This is a genomic window from Acidobacteriota bacterium (genome assembly GCA_009861545.1).
Lineage (GTDB): Bacteria > Acidobacteriota > Vicinamibacteria > Vicinamibacterales > UBA8438 > WTFV01.
Map to the genome: position 1 here is coordinate 22,392 of VXME01000071.1, position 26,125 is coordinate 48,516.

The window sequence follows — 26,125 nt, forward strand, 5'->3', positions numbered from 1 at the left end:
CGACACCGATGAAATCGTCGAGCCCGGAGGGGCAGCGCCCGACGCGCGGAGGCTTTCGGCGCTCGTACCGGATCGCCGGTACCGTGCTGCTGGCCCTGGCCATCGGCGCGGCGACACTGACGCTGGTTCTGGTCGAGCGCTGGGAATCCGCGGCCGGCGGATCATCGGAGCTGGACGGTACGGGAGGGCCGGGAGGCGCCGGCTCCCCGTTCACGGCGACCATGTACTACGTGGCAGGCAACGGCCTGGGCCTGGTCCGCCGAGAGATCGATGTGCCGTACTCGGCCGATCCTCTCCTGCGGGCCCGCATCATCGTGGAACGGCAGCTCGAGAGGCCGCCGCGCCGACTCCTGTCCGCGTTTCCGACGGGAACGCGGCTGCGCGCGGTGTACCTGGCCGACGACGGCAACCTGTTCGTCGACCTGAGCGGCGAGGTGACGACGGAGCATTCGGGCGGCTCGCTCGACGAGCTGCTCACCGTCTACGCCCTCGTCAACGCCGTCACGACCAACGTCCACGAAGTCGCGGCGGTACAGATACTGGTGGATGGCCGCGAGGTGGACACGCTCGCGGGCCATATCGACCTGCGCCAGCCGCTCACCCCGAACCTGACGTGGGTCGTCGACCTTCCTCCTCCGCCCGACGACGAACCGGCGGCGGCCGATGACGGCAACCAACCGCCGGACGAATCGGCTGGCGAGGACGAACCGGGCTCATCGGAACCCGCTCCCGCGGTTCCCTAGCCGGATACCCCGACATCGGGCTGCTAGACTTCCCCATGGCCACGCCGAGCGCCCTGACCGACGCACCCCGTTTCGACGGCCGCCGAGCGGCCGAACTGCGCGAGACCCGCATCACGCCCCACTACGTCGTGCACGCGGAAGGCTCCGTGCTCATCGAGGCCGGCCTTACGCGCGTAATCTGCACCGCGAGCGTCGAAGACCGCGTGCCGCCGTTCCTGCGCGGCAAGGGTACGGGCTGGGTGACGGGCGAGTACGGCATGCTCCCCCGGTCGACCTCGACGCGCTCCACCCGCGAGTCCTCGGCAGGCCGGGTCGGCGGCCGCACGCAGGAGATCCAGCGGCTGATCGGGCGCTCGTTGCGCGCGGTCACCCGGCTCGACGAGCTGGGCGAACGCACCGTCTGGGTCGACTGCGACGTGATCCAGGCGGACGGGGGCACGCGCACCGCCTCCATCACCGGCGGCTTCGTGGCCCTGGCCCTGGCCCTGCAGAAGCTCCGCGAGACCGGCAAGATCGCACGGTTGCCGATCTCGGACTACGTGGCGGCCACCAGCGTGGGAATCGTAGACGGCCGGCCGCTGGCCGATCTGGCCTACGCGGAGGACTCGCGGGCCGAGGTCGACATGAACGTCGTAAAGACCGGTGACGGCCGGTTCATCGAGGTCCAGGGCACGGCCGAGGGCGAGCCCTTCGACCGGCACGCGCTGGACGCCCTGCTGGAGCTTGCCGGCGATGCAATCGAGCGGCTCGTCACCATGCAGCGGGAGATCGTCGGCGGGTCGCTCTCGTCCGACGCCGGCTGAAGGGCCGCCCCGCGAGCGGTGCGATCGTGCAGGCCCAGACCGCCCGGACCGTCGTCGTCGCCACGACCAACGCTCACAAGCTCGCCGAAATCACGCGCATTCTCGACGGTCTGGCGTATGCGGTCCGCCCGGTGACCGCCTACGCTACCGGACCGACGCCCGAAGAAACCGCGCAGACCTTCGCCGGAAACGCGCGGCTGAAGGCCCTGCACTACGGGCGGCTCGTACCGCATCTGACGGTGGCGGACGACTCCGGACTCGAGATCGAGGGTCTCGACGGCGAACCGGGCGTCCACTCGGCGCGATTCAACGGCGCGACGTACCGCGAGAAGTTCGACGTCATCTACTCGCGCCTGCGCGCTCGCGGCGCGCTCGCCAGCCCCGCGCGGTTCGTCTGCGCCGTGGCGGCGGCCGAGGGGAACCGCATCGTGTTCGAAGCCACCGCCACGATCGAGGGCCGGATCGCCCGGATGCCGGCCGGCCACGCCGGCTTCGGCTACGACCCGATCTTCTTCTACCCGCCGTACGGCTGCACGCTCGCCGAGGTCTCGGCCGACCGGAAGGCTGCGGTCAGCCACCGCGGGCGCGCGTTCCGCAAGCTGCGGGTCTTCATCGAATCCCGGACTGCACCCCCCTAACGCTGACGGGCTGCCGGACAGCCGCTCCCGGACCGCCGTCACCGGCCGCACGAACCGGCAGGATGATCGTGAAGACGGAACCCCCACCGGCGCGATGCGCCGCCTCGATCGTTCCGTCGTGCAGGACGACGAGGTGCTTCACGATGGCGAGACCGAGTCCGGTTCCGCCGGGATTTCGGGCCCTGGAATGCTCGACGCGGTAGAAGCGCTCGAATACGCGCGACAGATCGGTGTCCGGGATGCCCGGCCCGCGATCGGACACCCGCAGGACCACGCCGCTCCCGGAATCCCCGGCCGCGGCTTCCAGCTCGATCACACTGCGCTCGGGCGCGTAGTGCGCGGCGTTCTCGACGAGGTTTCTGATGACGTCGTGGATCTTGACGGGGTCGACCACCAGCCGCTCGGCGCCCGGCTCGATGCGCGACTGCACACGTTGCTCCTTCACCTCCAGCACGGCCGCAAGCTCGGCGGCGACGCTCGAAAAGACCGTCGCCGTGTTGCACGTGTCGGGATGCAGAACCTCCTGTCCGGCATCCAGGCGGGCGAGGCGCAGCAGGTCCGTGACCAACCTCTCCATGCGGTTCGTATGACGCGCGACGATATCCAGGAACCGCTGGCGCACCGCGACCTCCGTCTCGTCCGCCAACGCGTCGACGGCGCCGCGAATCGCCGTCAGCGGCGTCCGCAGCTCGTGGGAGACGTTGGCCACGAAGTCCTGGCGGATCTGCACCGCACGGCGGTAGTCGCTCACGTCGTGCAGGACGATTACCACGCCCGGCTCGTCCTGTTCGGTGTACGGCGCCGCGCTCGCCAGACAGACTCTGACCGGCTCGGTGCTCAGCGTGATCTCCGTCTGGCTGGACCCGCCGGCCTCGAGCGCACGCCCGATCTGTTTCGCGACCTCCGGATGGCGGATCAACTCGACGTAGTGCCGGTCGACCGGCGTCGCCTCGATCTGCAGCAGGCGGCGGACCGCTTCGTTCGCCATCTTCACTCGCCCACGCGCGTCCACGACGAGCACGCCCTCGGTCATGCTGCCGAGAATCGCGTCCGTCAGCCGGCGGTTCCGCGACAGCTCCGCGAGCCGGCGGCCGAGCTCCTGAACGGAGGCGTCGAGCGCCCGGGCCACCGTGCCGATCTCGTCGTCCCCGTACGGACCGCTCTGCGGATTCAGATCCCCCGCCGCGTAGCGGCGCGCCACCGCCGCGATCGCACTGACACGCCGGCTCATCGCGGCCGAGGTGACCCAGGCCAGGACGAGCGCCCCGGCCAGTGCCAGCAACAGCCCACCGGCCGTACCCCGCTGCACGGTAGCGATCTGGTCGTCGACCGCGGTCAAGGGAAGCGCCAGCCGGACGAACCCGACGCCGGGATGATCCATGCGCACTGCCGCGTACAGCAGGTCGCGCTCTACGGTCGTGCTGTAGCGGCGCGTCACGCCGACGCCGGCGGTCCGGGCGAGCTCGATCTCGGGCCGGGCGCCGTGGTTCTCCATCGCCGCCAGCGAAGAACCGTCCTCGGCCGTATCGCCGACGACGCGCCCGCCCGGCTCGATGATCGTCACCCGTGCGCCGAGACTCATGCCGAGCGAATCGGCCTCCCGGTCCAGCTCGTCGACCGTGGGCGTCGGCCCGCTCCGCGCGACGAGGTCGGCCACCAGCCGCGCCTCGGCCAGCAGGTCCGTCGTGATGCGGTCGAGGAGCTGGCGCTCGAGCAGCCACGCCACGAGCGCAGCGGCCAGCAGCAGGCTCAGCCCCGCGATGCCGAACGCCGCCGCAAACAACCTGGTGCGCAGTCTCATGGCCGGGCCGGCAGGTCTGCTTCTTCCTCGATGAGCTTGTAACCGAACTGCTTCACCGTGACGATGGCGCCGGCCAGCGCCGGAAGCTTCTCGCGCAGCCGGCGGATGTGGACGTCGACGGTGCGCGTGCCGCCGGTGTAGGCATAGCCCCAGACGTCGGAGAGCAGGACGTCTCGCGAATGGACCCGCCCACGATGCTCGATCAGGTAGCGCAGGAGCAGGAACTCCTTCGCCGTCAGTCGCACGTCCCGGCCGTCGCACGTAACCAGGTGCCGGTCGGTGTCGACCGTGACGGGCCCGAAGCGGAGCAGGCTCGGGGGCGGCTGCTCGCGCCGCGCCCGCCGCAGCACCGCGCCGACGCGCGCCACCAGCTCCTTCGGACTGAAAGGCTTGGTGACGTAGTCGTCGCCGCCCAGCTCCAGACCGACGATGCGGTCGGTCTCGTCGGTCTTGGCCGTCAGCATGATGATCGGCACGCCCGACGTCTTCGGATCGGCGCGGATGGAGCGGCAGACGTCGAGCCCGTTGCGGCCCGGCAACATCAGGTCGAGCACCACCAGCGCCGGCGGCCGCTCCCGGACGAGCGGCATGACGTCCGAGCCGGAGGTGAGGATCTCGGACGCGTAACCGGCCTTGTGGAGCTGGTGCGCGACCAGCTCCGCGATGTCCGGATCGTCCTCGACCACGAGCACGAGGTCGGCGCTGTCGATGGACCGGCGGTTGGAAGGTGCTTCTGCGTCGTGCGGCGCGACGGCCGGCGGTTCAGTGCTCAGTGGGGTCCCTCCCCTCCTGCGCATGATGCCGGACGTCCTGGCCCGACACCATGAAGATCACCTCTTCGGCGATGTTGGTGGCGTGATCGCCGATGCGTTCCAGATGGCGGGAGATCAGGATGAGGTCGAGCGCCGGTTCGGTCGTGGCCGGGTTCTGCACCATGTACCGCAGCAACTCCCGAAACACCTGGTCCTTGAGCCCGTCCAGGGTATCGTCCCGGTCGAGCACGTCGTAAGCCATATCGGTGGCGTGACGCACGTACGCATTGAGGGCGTCCCGCAGCATGCCCTGCGCGTGCTCGGCCATCCGGGGGATGTCGATGAGCGGCTTGACCGGCGGGTGCTGCAGATAGCTGAAGGCCGCCTCCGCGATGTTGACGGCGACGTCGCCGATGCGCTCGAGATCGCTGTTGATCTTCACGCCCGAGACGACCACGCGCACGTCGGTGGCCGACGGATGATGCTCGACCAGCAGATCGTAGCAGCGCTTGTCGATCTCCATGTGCAGGCGATTGATCGGTTCGTCGCCGCAGAGGACCCGCTCGGCAAGCCCCAGATCGCCGTCGACGAGCGCCCGCACCGCCGCGCGCACCTGCTCTTCCGCTTCGCCGCCCATCGCGAGCAGGCGCGTTTTCAACTGGTTGAGTTCATCGGCGGCGCGCGGCACGGCGCCCGGAACCGAATCCAAGTCGCACCCCTTCGAAGACCTCGTCCCGAGCGTATCCCAGCGTTGCGGGAACCGCAACAGCGAAGCCCGTCGCGACAGCCTCAGGACAACGCCAGCGCTTCGATCAGGAGATCCAGAACCTCGGTCACCTCACGGGGGTCGCGTACGCGATAGCGCGCGCTCGTGGGACGGTCGCCGTGCTCGACGACGATGGGAACACCGGCGCCGTCGAGCAGCTCGAACGCGTGCTCGTCGGTTTCGTCGTCGCCGATGTAGGTGGCCGCCCCGGGATCCAGCGACAGGGCGGAGAGCAGCCACCCGACGGCGCTTCCCTTGTCCCACGCCACGTCCGGACGCAACTCGAACACCTTCTTTCCCCGCTCGCGGCGCAGCTCCGGGTAGCGGCGCGCCACGGTGGCGACCACCTCTTCAACGCGCGGCGTGTCGCCCCGGCCGACGAGCCGGTAGTGCGTGGAAACGCTGTAGCGCTTGCGCTCCACCAGCGCGCCCGCCGTGCGCGACAATCCCCGCCGCAGATCGGCCTCGGCGCCGTCCAGCGCGGGCAGCAACGTTTCCGCCGCCTCGTAGCGCAGGCCGCTGCCGGCCGCCCCCTCGATGTCCAGGCCGTGGCAGCCGGCGTAGCCGATCTCATCGAGTTGCACGAAATCCCGCACGACGGCGACGTCGCGGCCGGTAACGATGGTCACCGGGCAGCGGGACGCCAGTCGGGCGAGCCGCGCCCGGGTGGACGCGACGAGCGTGGCCTGCTCCGGCCGATCGGCGATCGGCGTGAGGGTGCCGTCGTAGTCGAGGAACACGCCCGGCGCCCCGCGCGTGACCGCGGCGAGCCATACGGTGCGCACGTCCGGATGCAGGGCCCACGGCAGAGCATGGGTGGTCCGCGTCGCAACGCGCCCCGGCCGAGGCGCCGCCGGCGAACTCGTGCTGGACATGGTGGATGCTCCGCCCGTCCCGCTACCGGCCGAGCCGCGCGGCCACCGCTTCCGCCTCGCCCCAGACGCGCAGCAGATTCCCGCCCCACAGCCTGGCGATGTCCTCTTCGCTGTAGCCGCGCCGCACGAGCTCGACGGTGACGTTGAGCGTCTCGCTCGCGTCGTACCAGCCCAGAACGCCGCCGCCGCCGTCGAAATCCGCACTGATCCCGACGTGGTCGATGCCGATCAGGTCGACCGCGTGGTCGATGTGGTCCACGAAATCGGCGACGGTGGCATCGGGCCAGCGCGCGTCCAGCGCCTCGACCCGGCCCAGGTAGTCCTCGTACGGCTCGGCGCCGAGGTCTTCGGGCTGCTGGCCCGGAATCATGCCGAATGCGCCGCGGATGTTGCGGTACTCCGCGGCGCGCCGGGCAGCGACCTCGGACAGAAAAGCGCCGAGCGCCACCGTCTGAACCACGCCCCCGTTGGCGGCCAGCGCCCGGAGCTGCTCGTCGTCCAGGTTACGCGGATGCGGCATCAGGGCGTGCATGCTCGAATGCGAGGCGATGACCGGCGCCTCGGACAGACGCACCGCGTCAAGCATGGCCGCCTTCGAGATGTGCGACACGTCGACCAGCATCCCGAGGCGGTTCATCTCCGCGATGACCTGCTCCCCGAACGCGCTCACGCCGTCGTGCTCGGCCTCCCCGTCGCCCAGCGCCTCGCGCGGCGTCGCAGAGTCCGCGATGTCGTTGTGTCCGCCGTGCGCCAGCGTCATGTAGCGGGCGCCGAGCTCGTGATAGGTCTCCAGAAGAGAGAGAGCGCGGCCGATGACGTACCCGTTCTCGATGCCGATCGCCGCCACCAGCTTCCCGCTGCCGGCAATCCGCTCCACGTCGGCCGCGGTGTACGCGATCTCGATCTCGTCCGGGTACAGCTCTTCGGCCATGCGGTGGATCGCTTCGAACTTCGTCATCGCGTCCGCCCTGGCCTGCGCCTCGTTCTCGGGCGTGCGCTCCGTCTGGCCGACGTAGACGATGAAGAACCCGGCGTCGAGCCCGCCGGCGCGCATCTTCGGCAGGTCCACCTGGAAGTCGGCGGACACCCCGGGGTCGACGGCGCGGGTGGCGAAGTTGAGCGGGATGTCGATGTGCGAGTCGAGCGTCAACACACGCTCGTGAATCGCGGTCGCGCGGTTGGTGAGCGCCCTCTCCGCGCGCTCCTCCGGCGTCCCGAGGGCGCACCCGCCGGCGATCGCGGCGGCGAGCGCCAGCGCCAGTGATCCGTTCGCCGTCCTGGGGGCCATGGCAGACTCCTGAAACGGATGAGCATACCACCGGCCGCGCGCGCACGTGGACGGTAGTAAGCTGGATTGCATGGCGTCGGTAGGCCGCACGGTCGCTTCCCCAATCTCCCGGTGGTTCCGCAGCCCCCCACGCCCGAACGCGCACCGCGCGCTCTTCTCGCTGCCGGCCGGTCTCCACTATCTCAACTGCGCGTACATGGCGCCGGCCTCGAAGCGGGTCGCGGACGCCGGACGCCGCGCGATCGACCGCATCGCCGTCCCCAGCCGCCTGGAGACCGGCGACTTCTTCGAGCCGGCCACGCGTGTCCGCGGGCTCTTCGCCCGCCTCGTCAACGCACCCGATCCGGACGGGGTGGCGATCATGCCGTCCGTCTCCTACGCCATGGCGACAGTAGCCCGGAATACGCCGCTCGCCGCCGGCCGGACCGTGATCGTCGTCGAGGAGCAGTTCCCGAGCGCGGTCTACACTTGGCGGCGAGCCTGCCGCGAAGCCGGAGCCACGCTGCGCACCGTGGCGGCCCCCGACACGGCGGGATCGCGGGGCGAGGCCTGGAACGAAGCCCTGCTGGACGCCATCGACGACCGCACGGCGGCGGTCGTGCTGCCGCCGCTGCACTGGACCGACGGCCTCCGGTTCGACCTCGACGCCATCGGCGAGCGGGCGCGCGGCGCCGGGGCCCGGCTCGTCGTCGACGGTACGCAATCGGTGGGCGCACAGCCGTTCGACGTCGCGCGCATTCGCCCGGACGCGCTGATCTGCGCGGGCTACAAGTGGCTGACCGGTCCCTACGCGATCGGCCTGGCGTGGTACGGCCCCGCCTTCGACGACGGCGTACCGCTGGAGGAGAACTGGATCACCCGCCGCGGCAGCGACCACTTCAACGAGCTCGTCAACTACCGCGACGACTACCAGCCGGGAGCCATTCGCTACGACATGGGCGAGCGATCGAACTTCGTGCTGCTGCCGATGCTGGAGGCCGCGCTGGAGCAGGTTCTCGACTGGGGGCCGGAAACGGTCGCGGCCCACACGCGCGAGCTGACCGCCGCCGCGGTCCCGCGCCTCCGCGATCTCGGCTGCCGGATGGATGACGACCGCTGGCGGGCCGGGCACCTGTTCGGGGTGCGCCTGCCGGCCGGCGTCGACATCCCCCGGCTCGGACGCGACCTCAGGGCGCGGCAGGTGTCCGTGTCGCTGCGCGGGGGCGCCATCCGCATCGCCCCGCATCTGTACAACGACGACGCCGACTTCGATGCGCTGATCGACGTCTTGGGCGCAGCGATACGTCAGTGAGGCGCGTCGGGCCACGGCCCGGCCACGACGCGGTCGAGGGGTCCGAGCGCCGGCTGGGGACGGTAGGCCTCCCTGGCCGCCAGGTCGTAGACGTCGCCGGGCGCCAGCAGGTAGAAGAGGCCGCCTGAATCGAGCAGCCGCTCGCGATCGTAGATGGCGACGTAGCTCCGACCGATGACCTCGAACCGGTCGCCCTGCACGACGATGGCGGTGTCCTCGTCGATACCGATGCCGAGCAGATCCGGGCGCGCGCGAACCACCTCGATCAGGTCGAACTGGCGATTGCGCCGCAGCAGGTGCTGATCGACCCCGACGCCCCGCAGCAACCCGAACCCTTCCTCGTGATCGCCCATCATGATCGTGTTGGTCCGCGTATCGCCGCGCACCAGGTACGAGCCCAGGATGGTCGCCCCCGCCGAGGATCCACCGATGACGCCGCCGCGGTCGAGCACCTCGCGGAGCGCCTCGTGCACCTTCGTGTCCAGGTACGCATCGGCGAGCCGCCACTGGCGCCCGCCGCCGAACCAGACGCCGCGGGCGTGACGCAAGGGTTCGACGAACGCTTCCGTGTTCGCGGTGTCGCGGTCCGTGGTGTGCAGGATCGCGAGCCGGGTCGCCCCGGACGCCCGAAACGCCTCGGTGCCCCGCCATGTCCCGTCGTACGACTCCGCTCCGCCTGCCGTCGGGATGAGCACGATCGGGGCATCCGGGCCGCCGGCGAGATCCAGGAAGCGCTCGACGATGGCCGGGTCCTGCATGCTCCCGCCCACGAGCACGAGCGATCCCCTCGCGGGCCCGACCTGCTGCGCAACAAGGGGTGGCGGGAAAACGACCAGGCCTGCGAGGATCAGCCCGAGCATCGACCGGGGCGCCATTCGTCCCATCAGCGGCCGCCTCCGGCCGGAAACAGCTCCAGCAACGACAGCGGGTCTACGCGGGCGTTGTTCAGGCGCACGGTCCAATGGAGGTGCGGGCCGGTGACCCGGCCGGTCGCGCCGACCTTGCCGACCACCATGCCCTTGCGCACGCGATCGCCCTCGGCGACATCGATCGCGGACAGGTGCGCGAAGTAGGAGTAGAGACCCCAGCCGTGGTCGATTATCACGACGTTGCCCGAGAAATAGAGATCGGTGGCAAGGACCACGACACCGTCGTTGGGCGCCGCGATCGGCGTGCCCGTCCCGGCCAGGAAGTCCGCGCCGCTGTGCGGGCTCCGGGGCTGGCCGTTGAAGACGCTACGGCGCCCGAAGGCGCTGTTCGCACGCGCCGAAACCGGGCGAAGGAACCCGCCGCGCCAGTACCGCACGGCGGTGGAAACGGGAAAGAGCGCCGCCTGTTGATCCCGCTCGCGCAGGATCCGCTCCACGACCTCGGGAGGCGGATCGACGTAACGCGGCTCGACGCGCAGCCTCCGGGTGGCGAACTGCTTGGGCTCGACCGCGAGCGTGTAGTCGGTCTCGGCCAGCGAACCGTCGACGGCCGTCGCCCGAACGGCGACCACGTGCTCTCCCGGCTCTACCTCGAGATCGATCCCGACGAGCGCCGACCAGACGTTGGCGGGCCCGGCCGGGAAGAAACGCAGCTCGGCGCCGAACGCCGTGGCCGCGAGCGCCGCCGGCGCCTCGGAGGTCCGGACGTTGAGGACCACGATCTCCCCCGGATGCAGGGCGCGCGCCCGATGGGTGACGTTGACGATCAGATCGGCGGCGCCCTGGCCGGCGGACGCGGCCGGAACGCCCGTCAGCAACGCCGTGACGACAGCGCACACGCACCACGCCGTCACGCGAATCCGAGGTCGGGCGGCGCGATCCTGGCGCCTGGCCGATCTTTGTGCAACGCGGGCCTTCACCACGAACTCCTATCCGAAAAGCGTCACTCCGAACACGCGGGCCAGGATTACCACGGCGGTCAGGCCGGTGAACACGACGAGGCTGAACCACGCGAAGGCGCGCACCGCCGGCGAGGGATAGAAGGCGGTGTCGTTCTTCGGAATCACCGTCACGCAGTAGTACAGGTTCAGGAAGAAGATCACCGGCGCGATGAAGAACGCGAGCGCCGAGGAGACCAGCACCAGGAACACCGGGCGCGGCAGGCCGGCGAGGATCAGCACGGCGGCGATCAGCGAGTAGAACATCGTGATGCGGTAGATGTTGTACTCGGAGGCCGCGGTCCGTCGGTGGTCGTCGGTCAACTGGTCGGCGGCGATGCCGGGCAGCGCGGCCGTGGCGCGGAACAGGTTCCGGCAGCAGGCCGCGACCACCCGCGGCCAGCCGTCGAAGTAGTTGAAGGCGGTGGAGAAAGTGGCCGCGAACGCGCCCAGCAGAAAGATCAGCATCATTCCCGGTCCGATGCTGTCGGTGAAGATGCGCGCGATCTCGCCGATGACGGCGTTCCCCGCCACCTCGGCCGGGTAGAGCCAGACCGCGGCCAGCAACAGGAAGATGACCGCGAGCAGGAACGACACGACGTGACCGAGCGTGAAGTCCCAGAGCCCGATGCGGAACCAGCGCCGGCAGTACTCCTGCGCGTGCTCGGGCAACTTCGAGACGTCTACCGCCAGGTCCGTGCTGGGCGACCCGCCGAACGGATCGAACCGCTTCGCCAGCCCGTCCCGCTCGAGCTGCTCGCGGATGCGCCCCATGCCGACGCGCTTCGCCTTGCCCCACTCCGAGGCCTGCAGCGACACGTCGATGCCGGTGGGCAGCAACCCCAGGAACGCGGCGATGACGAGCCACGAGCCGACCGGCGTCTCGAAGACGAAGAACCGACCCATCGCCGACATCGGCGCCGGCTCGAAGAGGTAGACGCCGACCGTCGACACGAACAGCAGTCCGGCCAGCACCTTGGTGGACAGCTCTACGGCGGCGTAGCGCCCGTAGAGGATGATGCCGACCGAGAGGGCCCCGAGCCCGAGCCCGTACAGCCACGCCGGCAGGCCGAGGCCGAGATACTCGGAAAAGACATAGAACAGGACGGCGGCGGCGGCGGCCAGACGTCCCGCCTGACCGAGCGCGCACTGGACGATCGTGGTGATCAGCACGTACCAGACCGGCCACTTGCCGGGGGCGGTGGTATACGCGTCGAGCATGCTGCGGCCGGTCGCGTTGGTGAACCGGAACGCCATCTCGAAGCCGTAGTACTTGAAGATGTAGGCCACCGGAATGCACCAGAGCAGTGCGTATTCGAAACGCCCGCCGGCCACCGGCGCGGTGACGAGATGACTCGTGCCGATCCCGGTCATCATCAGGATCAACCCCGGCCCGAAGTGGCGCAGGAGCCCGCGCGCGCCGGTGTCGGGCAGCGGAAGCCGATTCAGACTCTCGGACGCCGCGGACCCGGATCGCGCGGAAGCGGACGGCTGGTCGTTCGGCATGGCGGCAATCGTATCAGACCGCCCGCGGGCCCCTGGTCCGCGTCGTGTGCGGGCGCCGTCCCTGCGGCGCAGGCTCCGGGTCCCCTACGTGGAAGGCGAACCGGGGAGCGGCGACTGGTACAGCGCCCTGCCCACGAAGAACGGACCCATCTGCTGGATGAACTCCGAGGTCTGCCGGGTGGCGCGCATGTCCTTGACCAGCCGCGACAGCGGGTACAGCTCCGGCCCGATGAGACCGATCACGAACTCGTTGTCGTCCCGGTCGAGTCCGTGGCACTCGAGCCGCACGTCCACCGCGTAGCCCGCCTCGCCGTAGCGGCGCCCCAGCATGCCGTGCTCCATCAGGATGCGCCCCTGCTCTGCACGGGGAAGCTGATTGAAGGCGCCGATGCGCCGCAACGGATACCAGACGGCCCAGGGATGGTCCGGACTCAACACGTTGCGGGGAACCTTGCGCAGCAGGAAGTCTTCGAGGTCGGCCTCGCGCCCGGAAGAATAGGTGCGGCCGATCATGGTCATCTCCGGCCGCCGCGTCAGGCTCCGGAAGCACACGCCGGTGAGCAGGCTGCGACCCGCCTCGGCGAAGCACGCCGGATCCTCGCTCATCAGCACCACCCCGAGGCCGCGCGGGTCGTTCAGATCGGCGTAGACGGCGGCGTCGAGGCCGCTCCGCCGCACCGCGTCGACGACCCCGTCCGGCGGGGGACAGTCGGTGAACACGTGGAGCTGCACGAACAGCCGGCGGGTGGAGGTCTGCGGCACGCCGCGGACCGGCGCGCCATGCTCCCGCAGGTCCGGGGCGCCTTCGTCGTGACCGCCGCCGCGAGCTGCAACGCCGGGGGGCGGGCCGCCTGCGGCGGGCCGACCGGCGGGGACAGTTGCCGGATCGAGTGTCGTCGGGTCGGACATCGAAGCGATTCTATACTGACCGTTCGAACCGACTCGCCGCATCCCGCATCGCGGCCCGGAAGGAACCGCCGCGACCGGCGCGGCGTAGCATGACCGAATGACGCGGCCCCATCTGATCGCGGTCGCCGGGGCCTCCGGGAGCGGCAAGACGACCCTGGCGCAACGTCTCGCCGCGGCCCTCGGACCGCCCGACGCGGTGGTGCTTCCGCTCGACGCCTACTACCGGGATCGCCCGGAAGCAACCGCCGCGGAGCTGGACACGGCCAACTACGACGCGCCGCAGGCCGTCGACGCGGCCCTGCTCGAGGCGCACGTGCGGCAGCTTCGCGCCGGTCGCGCCGTCGAGCGGCCGACCTACGATTTCCGCATCCACCGGCGCACGACGGCCACGTGGACGGTGCGGCCCGGCCGCTGCGTGATAGTGGAAGGGATTCTCGCCCTCTACTGGTCCATGCTGCGGAACCTGTACGATACGAGCGTCTTCATGCGCATCGACGAGGCCGCCGCGCTGGCACGGCGGGTGGCGCGCGACTGCGAATCCCGCGGGCGCAGCCCGGCGTCCGTACGGCAGCAGTGGGAGAGGACCGTCTGGCCGATGTACCGGCGCCACGTCGAACCGACGGCGCGCTTCGCGGACGTCGTGGTCGACGGCGCCGCGCCGATCGCGGCGAGCCTGGCCGCCGTGCTCGCCCACGTACGCCCCCGCGGAAGCAAGAGCCCCCGCGCCACCGGCCGTCAGCCCGGCTGAAATCCGGCGTCCGGCGCCGCAGCGGGCGTAAAGGCGGCCCGCTCGCGCTCGATGACGTGGGCGAGCTGTCCGACGGCGCTGACGATGAGCCGTTCCCGAATCGGATCCGGGGCCGTCGAAGCCGCCGCGAAGAGCTCGACCACGGCGACCACCCGGCCTGCCGATGAAACCGGGACCGCGCAGATCGATCGAATGCCGCCCAGGGCGTCCCGGCGCGCGTCGGACAGTCGCGGATCGACGGTCACGTTCGCTATCCAGGTCGCCGCCGCGGAGGCGACGGCGCGCCGCAGCACCTGATCGTCCGCATCGTCGCAGCAGGCGTCGATCGCGGAGCGGGTCGCGAGTGGTGCGACCTGTTCGTTCGCGACGTGCCACACGCCGGTCGAGACCAGCGCGCCGCTGCCGTCGGCCGCGGCGAGATAGGCGGTGCCGGCATCCCATCCCCCCGACTCGGCCAGCAGCCGGGTCACGTCGCGGACGGCCTGGTGGAACGACCCCGCCTCGTGACCCACGGCCACGGCTTCCTGGAGTACGCGCAACGCCGCCGCCTGCGCGGTCGCCGAGGGTGCGGCAGCCGCAGCGCCGGCCGCGGCGGCGCAGGCGGCGGTGACGTCGGTGTAGACGAGCAGGGTCTCTCCCTGCTCGGTGGGCCGCATGCGGATCTCGATCCGGCGGTCGTCCGGCGTGCGGCGCGTCTCGGTCGACGCCTCGGCGCGACCGGCAAGCCGCTTCTCGATCCAGTCCTCGATCTCCTCCTCGGGCACTATCACCACCGCCCGGGTGGCGGTGTAGCGCACGAGATCCTCGAACTCGAGACCGCGCTGCAGGGTCACCTCGGGATAGAACTCCCGAAAGCGGGCGTTGCAAGCGACGAGCCGGCCGCCGGAATCCCAGACCGCCAGCCCCGCGCCGTCGCTCTCGAGCAGCGCCGCGATCCGCGCCCGGGCCCTGTCGTGGCTGGCCCGGACGGCCCGCAGCCGCCATACCAGGCCCGCGAGAAGGACGAGGAGCAGGCCGATGAGAACACCGGCTGCCCCCAGCAGGGTCACGGAGCGATCTTACCGGCAGCACGCCGCACACCTGGACGCGCGCTCCCGAACCGCCCGAGGCGAGCCGTACCGAGGATCTTGACAGCCTGCCCGAGCCGTCGTAGGTTGAGGATCGGCTGCAGGCCGAGGACAGATGCGACTTGTGCACTTCAGCTTCACGGTGGCTCTCGGGATGGGCCTTGCCGTCCCGGCGGCCGCCGGGGCCCAGGAACCGGACGCGCCGAGCGCCGTCGAGACGGTGGACGCGAGCAGGTTGCCCGTGTCGCTCGAACGCATCAAGCGCCGGATGGCGGCGGCCGAGCCCACGCGGGAAGGCCGCCGCGGCCTCCTCGACCTGAACTTCTACGTCGACGTCTACGCGCGCGCGCCGGCCATCGAGCTGCTTCGGGACTTCGATCTGGACAGCGAGAACGTCTCGTACGGCTCACCCACCCACCGCGAGATGCTGGAGGCCGCGACGCCGCGCGAGTGGCGGCCCCGCGCCATCAGCACCGGCAACCTCTTCGGCTGGCGCTGACCCGGTCTTCCCCACCGGACCTGCCGCAGGAGTTTCCTCACACGTCGCAGGTCCAGTGCCGTAGCGGCACCGAGACAAGCAGATAGCGTCGGCGCAGGGCGACGACGTGGTTCGAGTACTCCTGCCTCGGGATCTCCCCACGCACCTGCCGCGCGCGGAGCCGCCGCAGCTCGAAACGGTACAGATCGCTCACGAACTCGTGCACGAGCTCCGGGCGGGTGGATGGCGTCGGGCGGACGCCGTGGGCCGCGAGGGCCTCGAGCACCTGTGGCCGATAGCGATAACGCGCTCCCACCGGGGCGAACCACCTCGCGTCGATCGATCCGTACCCGGCGCGCCTAGGCCGGCTGCGGCTCGACGGACTCCACCCCGTAGGCCCCGAACCACGAGGTCGCGCCGCGCAGCGCGTCGTTGACGTTGCCGATGTTGCGCACGCCCTCGGTGTCGAGCCACGCGCGGAACGCGTCGCCCCCCTGCGTGGCGTACACCGGAATGCCCTCCTTCCAGGTCGCCCGCCCGCAGAGGACGCCCGCGAACTCGACGCCCGACTCGGTGGCCAGCTCCAGCGACTCGGTGAACTCGGCGTTGCTCACCCCGGCCGACAGGTAGATGAACGGCTTCTGCGCCACCGCGGCGGCCTGGCGGAAGGAGTGAATCGCCTCCTCCTTCGTGCAGACCCTCGTTCCCTGGAAGCTGCGGGTCCCCTCCACGAACTTCATGTTGACCGGGATCTCCACCTTCATCACGTCGACGCCGTAGCGGTCCTTGGTGAACTCGGCCATGCTCCCCGCCACGACGTCCGGCTTGCGCTGCGCGAACGCGGGTCCCTTCTCGTCGCCGCCCTCGTGGTCGTAGCCGACGAATTCCAGGAAGAAGGGAATGTCGTTCGTGCGGCACTCGTCGCCGATGCGCTCGATGAATGCGTGCTTCTCGTGGTTGACGGCCGCCGCATCGTAGGGCGTGTAGTAGATGAGCACCTTGACGCAGTCCGCCCCCGCTTCCTTCAAGCGGCGGACCGACCAGTGCGGGAGGAGGTCGGGAAGCCGCCCGGGGCGGGTGTTGTCGTAGCCGCTCTCCTCGTAGGCGAGCAGGAGGCCGGCGTTGTCGCTCCGCCGCTTCGACGCCTCGATACCCCACTGCGGATCGAGCAGGATCGCCGAGGCGTGGGGGGTCAGCGCCGCGGTCACGATCGACTTGAACTCCTCGAGCATCGCATCCGTCGCGTCGCCGCCGGCGGCCTTGCCGAGCGCCTTCTTCAGCGACCCGCGCTGGTCCATCGCGGCCGCCGCAATCGTGCCTGTCCCGGTGGACACCGCCTTCATCCCGGCTAGCTTTCCTGGTGTGATCTTCACGTCGGCTCCACTCCCTCCACGGGCAGGCGGCTGCCTCCCTGTATTAGCAATTCTCATACACAGCGACTGATATTATACTGGAAACTCATAACGCTCCGGCACCGGAACCAGGAGGTAGCACGCCGTGCACTCGACAACGAAACGCCGCGGCACAGTCGGAATCGCCTGCCTCTCCTGGCTTCTGGCCGCTGCCGCTCTCGCGCAGGAACGGGACTCCCCGGCCGGCCTCCGGCTTCCGCCCCCGACCTTTGCCGGCGCCGCGGCGGAGCTGCACGCCGGCCGGCCCGCCGAGGCACTGGCGAGACTGGAGCGGAACGCCCCGACCGGCGCCGCCCCTCCCGCCCTGGAGCACACGATCCTGCGCGCCACGCTGCTCGCCGCCGCAGGTCGGGGGGCGGAAGCCGAGTCCGCCTGGCGGTCGGTAATCGAGCGCGCCGTCTTCATGCGCACCTTCGCCCGGCGCGCCATCGTCGAGAGCGCCGCCGGCCGGGGAGCGCCGGCGGACGCAGAGCCGTTCCTCGCCGAGCTCACGCGCGGCGATCCCGTACGCCATCGGGATCTGGTCCTGCACGTGGCGGAAGCGCATCTGACCACCGGTGCGCCGCTCCGGGCGGCGGCACGCTACCGGGAAGTGCTCGCCGCAACCGGCGCCGGCGCGGCCGCCGACGCCGCCCGCCTGGGCCTCGCCGCCGCGCTCGAAGCCGCGGGAGACGGCGCCCGGGCCCTGGCGACGCTGCGCGAGGCGCAGCTCCGTCATCGAACCTCCGATGCGTTCGTCGCAGGACGCCGCGAGTCCCGGCGGTTGGCGCGCGCCCGCGGCGAGACCCTGTCGCCGTTCAGCGAGACGGAGTACCGGGGTCTGGTACGCCGGCTCCGCAGCGCGTCCCGCTTCGAACCCGCACTCTCGCTGCTCGACGAATGGGCCGCGGCGTTCCCCGGCCGCGGGTCGCGGGAACGTATCGCCGCGGAACGAATCGAAACGCTGTACGCCCAGCGCGACAACGAAGCGGCGGTCGCCGCCGGCGCCGCGTTCCGCAACCGCTTTCCGGCCAGCCCGCTGGTCCCCGCCGTCCGCCTGACCGAATTCCGCCTGGCCGTACGCATGGGCGACATGGACCGCGCCCGACGCCTCGGCGCCGACCTCTGGGAGGGACGTGTCTCCGGCGCCACTCCCGAGCAACGGCGCGGCGCCGGGGTGCTGCTGGCCGCCGTCCTCCCGGCGACCGGCGACGTCGAGGGCGGCCTGGCGCTCTTCCCCGGCCTGTTCGAGACCGCTCCCACACCCGACGATCAGCGTGCGATCCTCTGGCGGGCCGGCGTGGCGGCGGTGCGAACCGGACAGTACGACCGCGCGCTGACCAATCTCCGCGGGCTCATCGAGAGGGAACCGAGTGGACAGCTCGCCCTGGCAGCGCAGTACTGGCTGGGCGTCGCCCACGAGCGGAGCGGAGATCGAGGTGCGGCCGAGCGTGTGTTCGAGCCGCTCGCTCTGCGCTACCCCTACCACTACTACGGCCTGACCGCACGACAGCGGCTGGTGGAGATCCGCGGTGCGCCCGACGGCGGCCTGGGCGCTCCCGCCCCCCTCGATTTCCCGAACCTGGCGCTGCGCCCCGCATCACGCGAGCGGGCGGAGTTCCGCGCCGCCATGGCGCTGGCCCGCGCCGGCCTCGTCGACGACGCGGCCTGGTACCTGCGTCGCCTGCTGGACCGCAGCCGGGGAGACCGGGGCCTGGCCCTGCTCGCGGCCCGCGCCTCGTCGCAGGCCGGCGATCACGCCAGCGCCGCGCGGGTGCTCTTCAACCACTTCACGGCGTACTTCAACCGGCCGGCGCGCGGACTGCCGGACGACTTCCTGAGGATGGCCTATCCCCGGCCCTTCTGGGACACGGTCGTCGACGCGGCCCGTGCCCACGACGCGGATCCGGTGCTGCTGGTCTCGCTGATGCGGAGCGAGTCGCGCTTCGACCCCGCCGCCCGCTCGGCCGTCGGGGCCGTCGGACTGCTGCAGATCATGCCGTACACCGCCGAGGCGCTCGCCGAGCGGGCCGGGGTCGGCGAGATCCTGGCCAGCCCCCTCGACGACGCCACGCTGGCCGAACCCCGCGTCAACATCGCCATCGCGGCGCGCCTGAACGCAGACCTGCTGGAGCTGTTCGACGGGGCGCGGCTGCCGGTGATTGCCTCCTACAATGCGGGCGAGGACCGCGCCGGCGAGTGGTGGGCCGCGGCGCGCGCGCTGCGCGACGATTTCTTCGTCGACAGCATTCCCTACACGGAGACACGCAACTTCACGCGCGGCGTGCTGGCCAACTACGCCGCCTACGAGCGGATCTACGGCGCCCGGTAGTCTCAGTAGCCGGCAACCGCCGCATCCGCGCGGCGCGGATCGGCCGCCCCCTCCAGCACGTCCGCCTCGGCGTCGAGCACGATGGCGTGCGCGGCACCCTGACTGGTGCGGGCGGCGAGCACGTGGCCGCGCGCCTCCAGCAACCGCACGGTGTCGGGCGAGAGGCCGCGCCGCTCGTAACGCAGCTCGTCCGGCAGCCACTGGTGGTGGAAGCGCGGCGCGTCTATCGCCTCCTGCACGTTCATGCCGAAATCGACGACGTTGAGGATGGTGTGCAGCACGGTATTGATGATGGTCCGTCCTCCGGGACTGCCGGTGACCATGAAGAGGCGGCCGTCCTTCTCCACGATCGTGGGCGTCATGCTCGACAGCATGCGCTTGCCCGGCTCCGCGAGATTGGGCCGGGTTCCGATCAGCCCGGCCGCGGTGGTCAGCCCCGGCGCGGCGTTGAAGTCGCCCATCTCGTTGTTGAGCAGAAAGCCGGCGCCCGGTACGACGATCTTCGATCCGTAGGACTGCTCGAGCGTGGTGGTGAGTGCGACCGCGTTGCGATCGGCGTCGACCACCGACAGGTGCGTGGTCTCGTTCCCTCTCGCCGGCCACTCGAACGTGTCGGGACCGGACCGGGAGGCGAGATCGGGGTCGATGGTCGCGCGTAGCCCCGCCGCGTGCTCCTTCGACGTCAGCCGGAGCACCGGCATGGCGGGGTTGAAGTCGGGATCCCCGAGGTGCCGGGCCCGGTCCGCGAAGCCGCGGCGCATGGCCTCGGCGATGCGGTGGACGTTGAGGGCGGAACCGTAGCCGGCGGCCTGCAGGTCGTAGCCCTCCAGCACGTTGAGCATCTGGACCAGCGTGATCCCGCCGGAGCTGGGGGGCGGCATCGATACGATCTCGTAGCCGCGGTAATCGCCCCGGATGGGCTCGCGGACCTGCGGCTCGTACCCGGCCAGATCGGCCTCGGTAATCAACCCGCCGTGCGCCGCCATCTCCCGTGCAAGAAGCGCCGCGGTCCGTCCACGGTAGAAGCCGTCAGGCCCTTCAGCCGCGATGCGTTCCAACGTGCCCGCGAGGTCGGGCTGCCGGAAGCGCTCGCCGGCCGCGTACGGTGCACCGGCGTTGGAGAAGGCAGCGACCGCGGCGGGATACCGGGCCATGCGGGGCAGCACGCCGGCCAGCGACGCCGCGCGGGCGTGGGTGAGAACGAAACCGTCACGCGCGAGGGCAACGGCCGGGTCCACCAGGCGCCGCCACGGGAGACGCCCGTGGTCGCTCCAGGCCCGATGGAGCCCGGCGACCGTCCCGGGCACACCGACCGCGACGTGGCTGTCGTGGTGGCGCGCCCAGTCGTAGGCACCGCCGGACAGGAACATCTCCGGCGAGGCCGCGGCCGGCGCGGTTTCGCGGAAGTCGTACGCGGCGTCGGATCCGTCCGCCGCCCGGTATACCAGGAACCCGCCCCCGCCGATGTTGCCGGCCGCGGGCAACGTCACCGCGAGCGCGAAGGCGGTTGCCACCGCCGCATCCACGGCCGATCCGCCGGCCTGCAAGACGTCGCGGCCGACCTCCGCGGCCACGCTGTCCGAAGCGACCACCATGCCGCGGCGGGCGCGGGCCGGCTCGGAACTGCCGCCGACGGTCGCGACCACCAGGGCGCACGTGACGCTGACTGCCGCCAGACGGGTACGAAGGGTCGTCATTCTCTCAGGATAGGCGAAGTGGCATGCTCGGAGACAAGATGCCGGCCCTGCCGCGAGGAGTCGCAACGCCCGAGCGGCGCATCGGGATAGAATGCCGGAAAGCTGCGGCCGCGGGGGCGCACGTGAACAGGAGACGGCAGATGACGACGACACCACACCCTGGAAACGCTCCCGGTCGGATGGAAACCAGCCGGCGCCCGCTCGCACTGGCGGTGATCGCCGTGATCGGCGCCACGATGTTGGCGTGTGCCGCGCCCGACGGCGGTGGGGGCGGCGGCCTGACGGTGCGCCTGTCGATCGCGACCGGCGGCACCGGCGGCGTCTACTACCCGTACGGCGGCGGCATCGCCAAGGTAATCAGCGACAACGTGGAGGGCGTCGAGGCGACCGCCGAGGTGACGGCCGGCACGGTCGACAACCTGAAGTTCATCGCCAACCGGTCGGCGGACCTGGCGTTCGGCCTGGCCGACTCCATCGACGACGCCGCGAAACAACGCGGCGTGTTCGCGGATTTCGGCGAGGTGCCGATGCGCGGGCTCGCGGTGCTCTACGACAACTACAACCACCTCGTCTCGGTCACCGCGACCGGCATCGAGACGGTCGCCGATCTCAAGGACCGCGTGGTCTCCACCGGTGCTCCCGGCAGCGGCACCGAAGTGAGCGCCTTTCGCATCCTCGAGGCGGCGGGCGTGAATCCCCAGACCGACATCACCCGGCAGAGCCTCGGCGCGGCACAGTCGGTGGACGCCATCAAGGACGACAAGATCGACGCGTTCTTCTTCAGCGGCGGGCTGCCGACCGGCGCCATCCTCGACCTGGCCTCCACCCCCGGCCGCACGATCAAGGTGGTGCCGAACGGCGGGACGCTGCCGACCCTGCAGGAGCAGTACGGCTCGCTCGTCTACCACAACTCCCCCATTCCGCCGACCGTCTACCCGGGGATGGAGGACACGGTGACCGTCGTGGCGGTCTCGAACGTGCTCGTGGTCCACGCGGACATGGACGAAGAGCTGGCCTACGATCTGACGCGGGTCCTGTTCGACCACCACGAGGAGCTGGCCGCGGTGCACCCGATGGCCGCCATCCTGACCATGGAGACCGCGACCGCCGGCTCGCCCATTCCGTTCCATGACGGCGCGATCCGCTACTACCAGGAACGGGGCGCCTGGTCCGAGTGACGACACCCGACTCGCCGGCCGCGGCCTACGACGACCCCGAAGCGGATGTCCCGACCCGCAAGCTGCAGGGTTGGACGGCGACACTGGTCACCGTGCTGGCCACGGGGCTGTCGCTGTACGCCCTGTACTGGGTGGTCGGCATCGTCCAGCCGCAGATCTACCGGGTCAGCTTTCTCCTCGTCACCCTCGTCCTGACGTTCCTCGTCTTTCCGGCCCATCCCCGCTGGCGGCCGCGCGTCATGTGGATGGACTGGGCACTGGGCGCCGCCGCGGTCGCGGCGCTCGCCTGGCCGGTCATCGACTTCGATCAGTTCGTCTACCGCGCCGCCACGCCGCTGACCATCGATCTCGTGCTCGGCGTGGTCACGACCCTGCTGGTCCTGGAGGCCACGCGCCGGACGGTCGGCCCGATCCTGCCGGTGACGGCGGTCGTGTTCCTCCTCTACGGCTACTACGGACCGTACCTGGAACTGGTGGGCCTGGAGCTGTTCGCACACCGCGGCTACGACGCCGCGCGCCTCGTCGGCACGCTGTACATGACGCTGGAGGGCATCTTCGGCGTGCCCCTGAACGTGTGCGCCACCTTCATCATCCTGTTCACCATCTTCGGCGCCATCCTGGCCAAGTCGGGCGCCGGGCCGTTCTTCATCAACTGGACGATGGCGGCGTTCGGGCGCTCGGAGAGCGGGGCGGGGCCGGGCCGGACGGTCACCCTGTCGGGGTTCCTGCTCGGCACGGTGTCGGGCAGCGGCGTCGCGACCACCGTGACCCTCGGCGCCGTGGTCTGGCCGCTGCTCCGGCGCGCGGGCTTCTCGGCCGAGGTCGGCGGCGGCATTCTGTCGGCCAGCGGCATCGGGGCGATCATGGCGCCGCCGATGATGGGCGCGGCCGCGTTCCTCATCGCCGAGTTCCTGCAGATCACCTATCTGCAGGTGATCGTCATGGCGATCGTCCCCGCCGTCCTCTACTACTTCTCTATCGTGCTGATGATCGAGGCCGACTCCCGCCGGCTGGGGACGAAGGCGGTCACCGTCGACGTTCCGTCGGTGGGCGAGCTGACGCGCCGCTACGGCTACCAGTTCCTGCCGCTCATCGCCATCGTCGTGCTGCTGGTGAGCGGGATGACGCCGTTCCGGGCCGTCTTCCTGTCGACGCTGCTGGCGGTCGGGCTCAGCTTCATCCGGCGAGAGAACGCGCTCTGGCCGCGCCGGCTGGTGGAGGCGCTCGAGGCGGGCGGGCGCGGGGTGCTGTCGGTCGCGGCGACGACGGCGACGGCGGGGATCATCGTCGGGGTGGTGACGCTCACCGGCCTGGGCCTCAAGCTGTCGGGCATCATCGTCGATCTCGCGGGCGGCAACATCTTCCTGACCGTCGTCTACGCGGCCGTCGCGGTCTGGATGCTCGGCCTCGCGGTCCCGGTCACCGCCTCCTACATCATCGCGGCGGTCATGATCGCCCCGGCGCTGACGCTGGTCGGCGTGCCCGACTTCGCCGCCCACATGTTCATCTTCTACTACGCGGTGCTCTCCGAGGTCAGCCCGCCGACGGCGCTCTCGCCGTTCGCGGCCGCCGCCATCACGGGCGGCAATCCGTTCCAGACGATGATGCTGACCTGGAAGTACACGCTGCCCGCGTTCCTCGTGCCGTTCGCGTTCACGGTCAGCCCGGAGGGCGCCGGCGTCCTGCTGCAGGCGCCGCTCGCGGACATCGTCCGGACCGTCGGCACCGCGGTCATAGGCGTCAGCGCCCTGGCCATGGGCCTCGGCGGCTGGCTGCGGCAGGCCGCGAACCCGGTCGAACGGGTCGTCGCGGTGGCCGGGGGCCTGCTGCTCTTCTACGCGACCACCGTGACGGATATCATGGGACTGGTGCTGTTCGGCGCGGCCATCGCGCTGCATCTGGTTAGAACCCGCTGAGATAATCCCGAAGGTCGAGGTAACACCATGAGATCAAGCATTCGCCTGACGGCGCTCGCCGTCGTGTTCGCCCTGCTGCTCGTTCCCCAGACCCTGCTCGCGCAGGGACTCGAACGCGTCAGTCCGGAAGAAGTGGGCATGTCGTCGGAGCGGCTCGACCGGCTGAGCCTGGCGCTCGAGAGCTACGTCGACGAGGGCCGGCTGGCCGGCGCGGTCACCATCGTGGTCCGCAAGGGCAAGATCGCCTACCGCGAGGGCATCGGCTACCGCGACGTCGAGGCGCAGGCGCCGATGCCGTCGGACGGAATCTTCCGCATCGCGTCGCAGACCAAGGCGCTGGCCAGCGTGGGGGTCATGCTGCTGCAGGAAGAAGGAAAGCTGCTGATCACCGACCCGGTCGGCAAGTACCTCCCGGCGTTCGCCGAGACGACCGTCGCCGAGCGGAACGACGAAGGCGGCTACGACGTCGTGCCGGCGCGCCGACCGATCACCATCCGCGACCTGCTGACCCACACCGCCGGCATCAGCTACGGCATGGGCCTGCTCGCCAACCGCGGGCCGGCCGCCGACGCGTGGGCGGAGGCGGGCATCACCGGCTGGTACTTCGCCGACCGCGACGAGACGGTGGGCGAGACGATGGCGCGCCTGGCGAAGCTGCCGATGGACGCGCATCCCGGCGAGCGCTGGATCTACGGTTACAACACCGACATCCTGGGCGCGATGATCGAGGAGATCAGCGGCCAGACGCTCGGCGACTTCCTGAAGGAGCGGCTGTTCGACCCGCTCGGGATGAGCGACACGCACTTCTTCCTGCCGGAAGGCAAGCTCGGCCGGCTGGCCACCGTCTATTCGTCGGTGGACGGCGGCAGCCGCTTTGAGCGCGCGCCCGACCCGGGCCACATGGTCGGTCAGGGGCACTACGTGAACGGCCCGCGCAAGGCGTTCTCGGCAGGCGCCGGGGTGCTGTCGACCGCCACCGACTACGCCACGTTCCTGCAGATGATGCTGAACGGCGGCGAGCTGAACGGCACGCGCATCCTGTCGCGCAAGACGGTCGAGTCGATGATCTCCGACCACCTGGGCGACATCCCGTTCCGCAACGGCCAGGGCTTCGGCCTCGGCTTCTCGATCACCAACGACCCGGCGGCCGGCGGCCTGCCCGGCTCGGTCGGCGAGTTCGCATGGGCCGGCGCCTACCACTCCGTCTACTGGGTGGACCCGAAAGAGGAGATGGTGGTGGTCTACCTGACGCAGATCATCCCGGCCATCAACCTGGACGATCAGCAGAAGGTGCGGTCGCTGGTCTACCAGGCGATCGTCGATTGAGGCATCGCGCGGATTCGTGGGCGGGCCGGCCGGCGGCTCCGGTCGCTCCGCTCCCCACGATGAGCAAGTGCCTCGGCCGGCCCTCGAACGGCGGAACGGTCCGGTCGCCGGTGGTCTCTACCACGCCTATCCGGCGGGTCGGCGACAGTGGGATCGAGACACCGGAAGCGAAGGAGCAACGTTGACCAAGGACGATCTGATCGAGAAGCTCAACGGCGACCTCGCCGACGAGCTCGGCGCCATCATCCAGTACATCGTCTACGCCGCCCGCGCCACCGGGCCGTACCGGCCGCAGCTCTCCCAGTTCTTCCTCGCGGAAGTGGCCGACGAGCAGATGCACGCGCAGTTCCTCGCCAACAAGATCGTCTCCCTCGGCGGCAGGCCGACCACCGCGCCCCGCGACGTATCCCTGCCCGAGGGCAACCGCGCGATGCTCGAAGCGGTCGTGGAGGCCGAAACGCACGCCATGAAGGGCTACACCACGCGGGCGCAGGAGGCCGATGCCTACGGCGACAAGGGCCTCGCCGTACAGCTCGAGGACTTCATCCGCGACGAGAGCAGCCACTTGGAGGAGACGGAGCGGATCCTGCGGGACTGGCCGCTGTAGGACGTCATTCCCAGTTCCGCTCCGGTGCCATTGGCTCGCCCGCCACGGCGTTCTGCCGTGCGGTTCGGGACAGCCGCCGGCAACCAGCCATCGTCACCCACGACCGCCGCCACTTCGACCGCGTCGACGGTCTCGAGGTCGTCGAC

General features: G+C 70.6%; 24 protein-coding genes. 11 read left to right on the forward strand and 13 right to left on the reverse strand.

The features are described 5' to 3' along the window. Positions 1-8 precede the first annotated feature (8 nt). The 3 genes from F4X11_11750 to F4X11_11760 are packed head-to-tail and all read left to right on the forward strand — an operon-like array spanning position 9 to position 2,184. The gene (locus tag F4X11_11750) at positions 9-743 is read left to right on the forward strand and encodes a GerMN domain-containing protein (protein ID MYN65685.1); all 735 of its coding nucleotides are present in this window, start codon (positions 9-11) and stop codon (positions 741-743) included. Between the two features lie 35 nt (positions 744-778). Further along, the gene (locus F4X11_11755) at positions 779-1,546 is read left to right on the forward strand and encodes a ribonuclease PH (GenBank protein MYN65686.1); all 768 of its coding nucleotides are present in this window, start codon (positions 779-781) and stop codon (positions 1,544-1,546) included. Next, complete coding sequence (locus F4X11_11760) at positions 1,543-2,184, forward strand: non-canonical purine NTP pyrophosphatase (protein ID MYN65687.1); 642 nt, start codon at positions 1,543-1,545, stop codon at positions 2,182-2,184. Before F4X11_11755 ends, F4X11_11760 begins: the two co-directional genes overlap by 4 nt. Here the strand turns inward: F4X11_11760 and F4X11_11765 are convergent. The 5 genes from F4X11_11765 to F4X11_11785 form a co-directional block, all read right to left on the reverse strand. Then, positions 2,156-3,985, reverse strand: a complete 1,830-nt coding sequence (locus F4X11_11765) for a HAMP domain-containing protein (GenBank protein ID MYN65688.1) — start codon at positions 3,983-3,985, stop codon at positions 2,156-2,158. The genes F4X11_11760 and F4X11_11765 overlap by 29 nt on opposite strands. Beyond that, a complete protein-coding gene (locus F4X11_11770; protein ID MYN65689.1) occupies positions 3,982-4,782 on the reverse strand; it encodes a response regulator transcription factor in 801 nt (266 codons plus the stop codon). Before F4X11_11770 ends, F4X11_11765 begins: the two co-directional genes overlap by 4 nt. Beyond that, positions 4,748-5,425: a phosphate signaling complex protein PhoU gene (gene phoU / locus F4X11_11775; protein ID MYN65690.1), complete on the reverse strand. Its 678-nt coding sequence runs from the start codon at positions 5,423-5,425 to the stop codon at positions 4,748-4,750. Before phoU ends, F4X11_11770 begins: the two co-directional genes overlap by 35 nt. A gap of 101 nt (positions 5,426-5,526) precedes the next feature. Further along, positions 5,527-6,378 carry a trehalose-phosphatase gene (gene otsB, locus F4X11_11780; GenBank protein ID MYN65691.1) on the reverse strand — a complete coding sequence of 284 codons (852 nt, stop codon included), beginning with the start codon at positions 6,376-6,378 and terminating at the stop codon, positions 5,527-5,529. Between the two features lie 22 nt (positions 6,379-6,400). Further along, positions 6,401-7,666: a membrane dipeptidase gene (locus F4X11_11785; GenBank protein ID MYN65692.1), complete on the reverse strand. Its 1,266-nt coding sequence runs from the start codon at positions 7,664-7,666 to the stop codon at positions 6,401-6,403. Between the two features lie 70 nt (positions 7,667-7,736). Between F4X11_11785 and F4X11_11790 the strand changes: the two genes are divergently transcribed. Next, positions 7,737-8,957: an aminotransferase class V-fold PLP-dependent enzyme gene (locus F4X11_11790; GenBank protein MYN65693.1), complete on the forward strand. Its 1,221-nt coding sequence runs from the start codon at positions 7,737-7,739 to the stop codon at positions 8,955-8,957. Here F4X11_11790 and F4X11_11795 read toward each other — a convergent pair. The 4 genes from F4X11_11795 to F4X11_11810 form a co-directional block, all read right to left on the reverse strand. Continuing rightward, on the reverse strand, positions 8,951-9,832 hold the full coding sequence (locus F4X11_11795; GenBank protein ID MYN65694.1) for a cyanophycinase: 882 nt from the start codon (positions 9,830-9,832) through the stop codon (positions 8,951-8,953). The genes F4X11_11790 and F4X11_11795 overlap by 7 nt on opposite strands. Positions 9,833-9,840: 8 nt before the next feature. Then, positions 9,841-10,740 carry a M23 family metallopeptidase gene (locus tag F4X11_11800; GenBank protein ID MYN65695.1) on the reverse strand — a complete coding sequence of 300 codons (900 nt, stop codon included), beginning with the start codon at positions 10,738-10,740 and terminating at the stop codon, positions 9,841-9,843. A gap of 75 nt (positions 10,741-10,815) precedes the next feature. Further along, positions 10,816-12,330: a divalent metal cation transporter gene (locus tag F4X11_11805; protein ID MYN65696.1), complete on the reverse strand. Its 1,515-nt coding sequence runs from the start codon at positions 12,328-12,330 to the stop codon at positions 10,816-10,818. An 84-nt stretch (positions 12,331-12,414) separates the two neighbouring features. Beyond that, a complete protein-coding gene (locus F4X11_11810; protein ID MYN65697.1) occupies positions 12,415-13,239 on the reverse strand; it encodes a chlorite dismutase family protein in 825 nt (274 codons plus the stop codon). Positions 13,240-13,336: 97 nt separating this feature from the next. Between F4X11_11810 and F4X11_11815 the strand changes: the two genes are divergently transcribed. Then, positions 13,337-13,987, forward strand: coding sequence for a uridine kinase (locus tag F4X11_11815; protein MYN65698.1), 651 nt, complete (start codon positions 13,337-13,339; stop codon positions 13,985-13,987). Here F4X11_11815 and F4X11_11820 read toward each other — a convergent pair. Continuing rightward, positions 13,975-15,036 (reverse strand): GAF domain-containing protein, encoded by a 1,062-nt coding sequence (locus tag F4X11_11820; GenBank protein ID MYN65699.1) that lies wholly within the window; start codon positions 15,034-15,036, stop codon positions 13,975-13,977. The genes F4X11_11815 and F4X11_11820 overlap by 13 nt on opposite strands. Positions 15,037-15,169: 133 nt before the next feature. Between F4X11_11820 and F4X11_11825 the strand changes: the two genes are divergently transcribed. Continuing rightward, a complete protein-coding gene (locus F4X11_11825; protein MYN65700.1) occupies positions 15,170-15,553 on the forward strand; it encodes a hypothetical protein in 384 nt (127 codons plus the stop codon). 37 nt (positions 15,554-15,590) lie between these two features. Here F4X11_11825 and F4X11_11830 read toward each other — a convergent pair whose 3' ends face one another. Both F4X11_11830 and F4X11_11835 read right to left on the reverse strand, forming a co-directional pair. Continuing rightward, positions 15,591-15,848, reverse strand: coding sequence for a hypothetical protein (locus F4X11_11830; protein MYN65701.1), 258 nt, complete (start codon positions 15,846-15,848; stop codon positions 15,591-15,593). A 43-nt stretch (positions 15,849-15,891) separates the two neighbouring features. Continuing rightward, positions 15,892-16,905: a tagatose 1,6-diphosphate aldolase gene (locus F4X11_11835; GenBank protein ID MYN65702.1), complete on the reverse strand. Its 1,014-nt coding sequence runs from the start codon at positions 16,903-16,905 to the stop codon at positions 15,892-15,894. A 124-nt stretch (positions 16,906-17,029) separates the two neighbouring features. On the opposite strand from F4X11_11835, the gene F4X11_11840 reads away from it, so the two are divergent. After that, positions 17,030-19,255: a transglycosylase SLT domain-containing protein gene (locus F4X11_11840; GenBank protein ID MYN65703.1), complete on the forward strand. Its 2,226-nt coding sequence runs from the start codon at positions 17,030-17,032 to the stop codon at positions 19,253-19,255. A gap of 2 nt (positions 19,256-19,257) precedes the next feature. Here the strand turns inward: F4X11_11840 and ggt are convergent, their stop codons facing one another. Then, positions 19,258-20,952: a gamma-glutamyltransferase gene (ggt, locus tag F4X11_11845; protein ID MYN65704.1), complete on the reverse strand. Its 1,695-nt coding sequence runs from the start codon at positions 20,950-20,952 to the stop codon at positions 19,258-19,260. Between the two features lie 23 nt (positions 20,953-20,975). On the opposite strand from ggt, the gene F4X11_11850 reads away from it, so the two are divergent. The 4 genes from F4X11_11850 to F4X11_11865 all read left to right on the forward strand — a co-directional run bounded on the left by F4X11_11850 (position 20,976) and on the right by F4X11_11865 (position 25,979). After that, positions 20,976-22,130, forward strand: coding sequence for a TAXI family TRAP transporter solute-binding subunit (locus F4X11_11850; GenBank protein MYN65705.1), 1,155 nt, complete (start codon positions 20,976-20,978; stop codon positions 22,128-22,130). Then, positions 22,118-24,046 carry a TRAP transporter fused permease subunit gene (locus F4X11_11855; protein MYN65706.1) on the forward strand — a complete coding sequence of 643 codons (1,929 nt, stop codon included), beginning with the start codon at positions 22,118-22,120 and terminating at the stop codon, positions 24,044-24,046. The genes F4X11_11850 and F4X11_11855 overlap by 13 nt, the downstream gene beginning before the upstream one ends. A 27-nt stretch (positions 24,047-24,073) precedes the next feature. Further along, a complete protein-coding gene (locus F4X11_11860) occupies positions 24,074-25,372 on the forward strand; it encodes a beta-lactamase family protein (GenBank protein ID MYN65707.1) in 1,299 nt (432 codons plus the stop codon). Positions 25,373-25,553: 181 nt separating this feature from the next. Next, positions 25,554-25,979, forward strand: coding sequence for a ferritin-like domain-containing protein (locus F4X11_11865; GenBank protein MYN65708.1), 426 nt, complete (start codon positions 25,554-25,556; stop codon positions 25,977-25,979). Positions 25,980-26,125 lie beyond the last annotated feature (146 nt).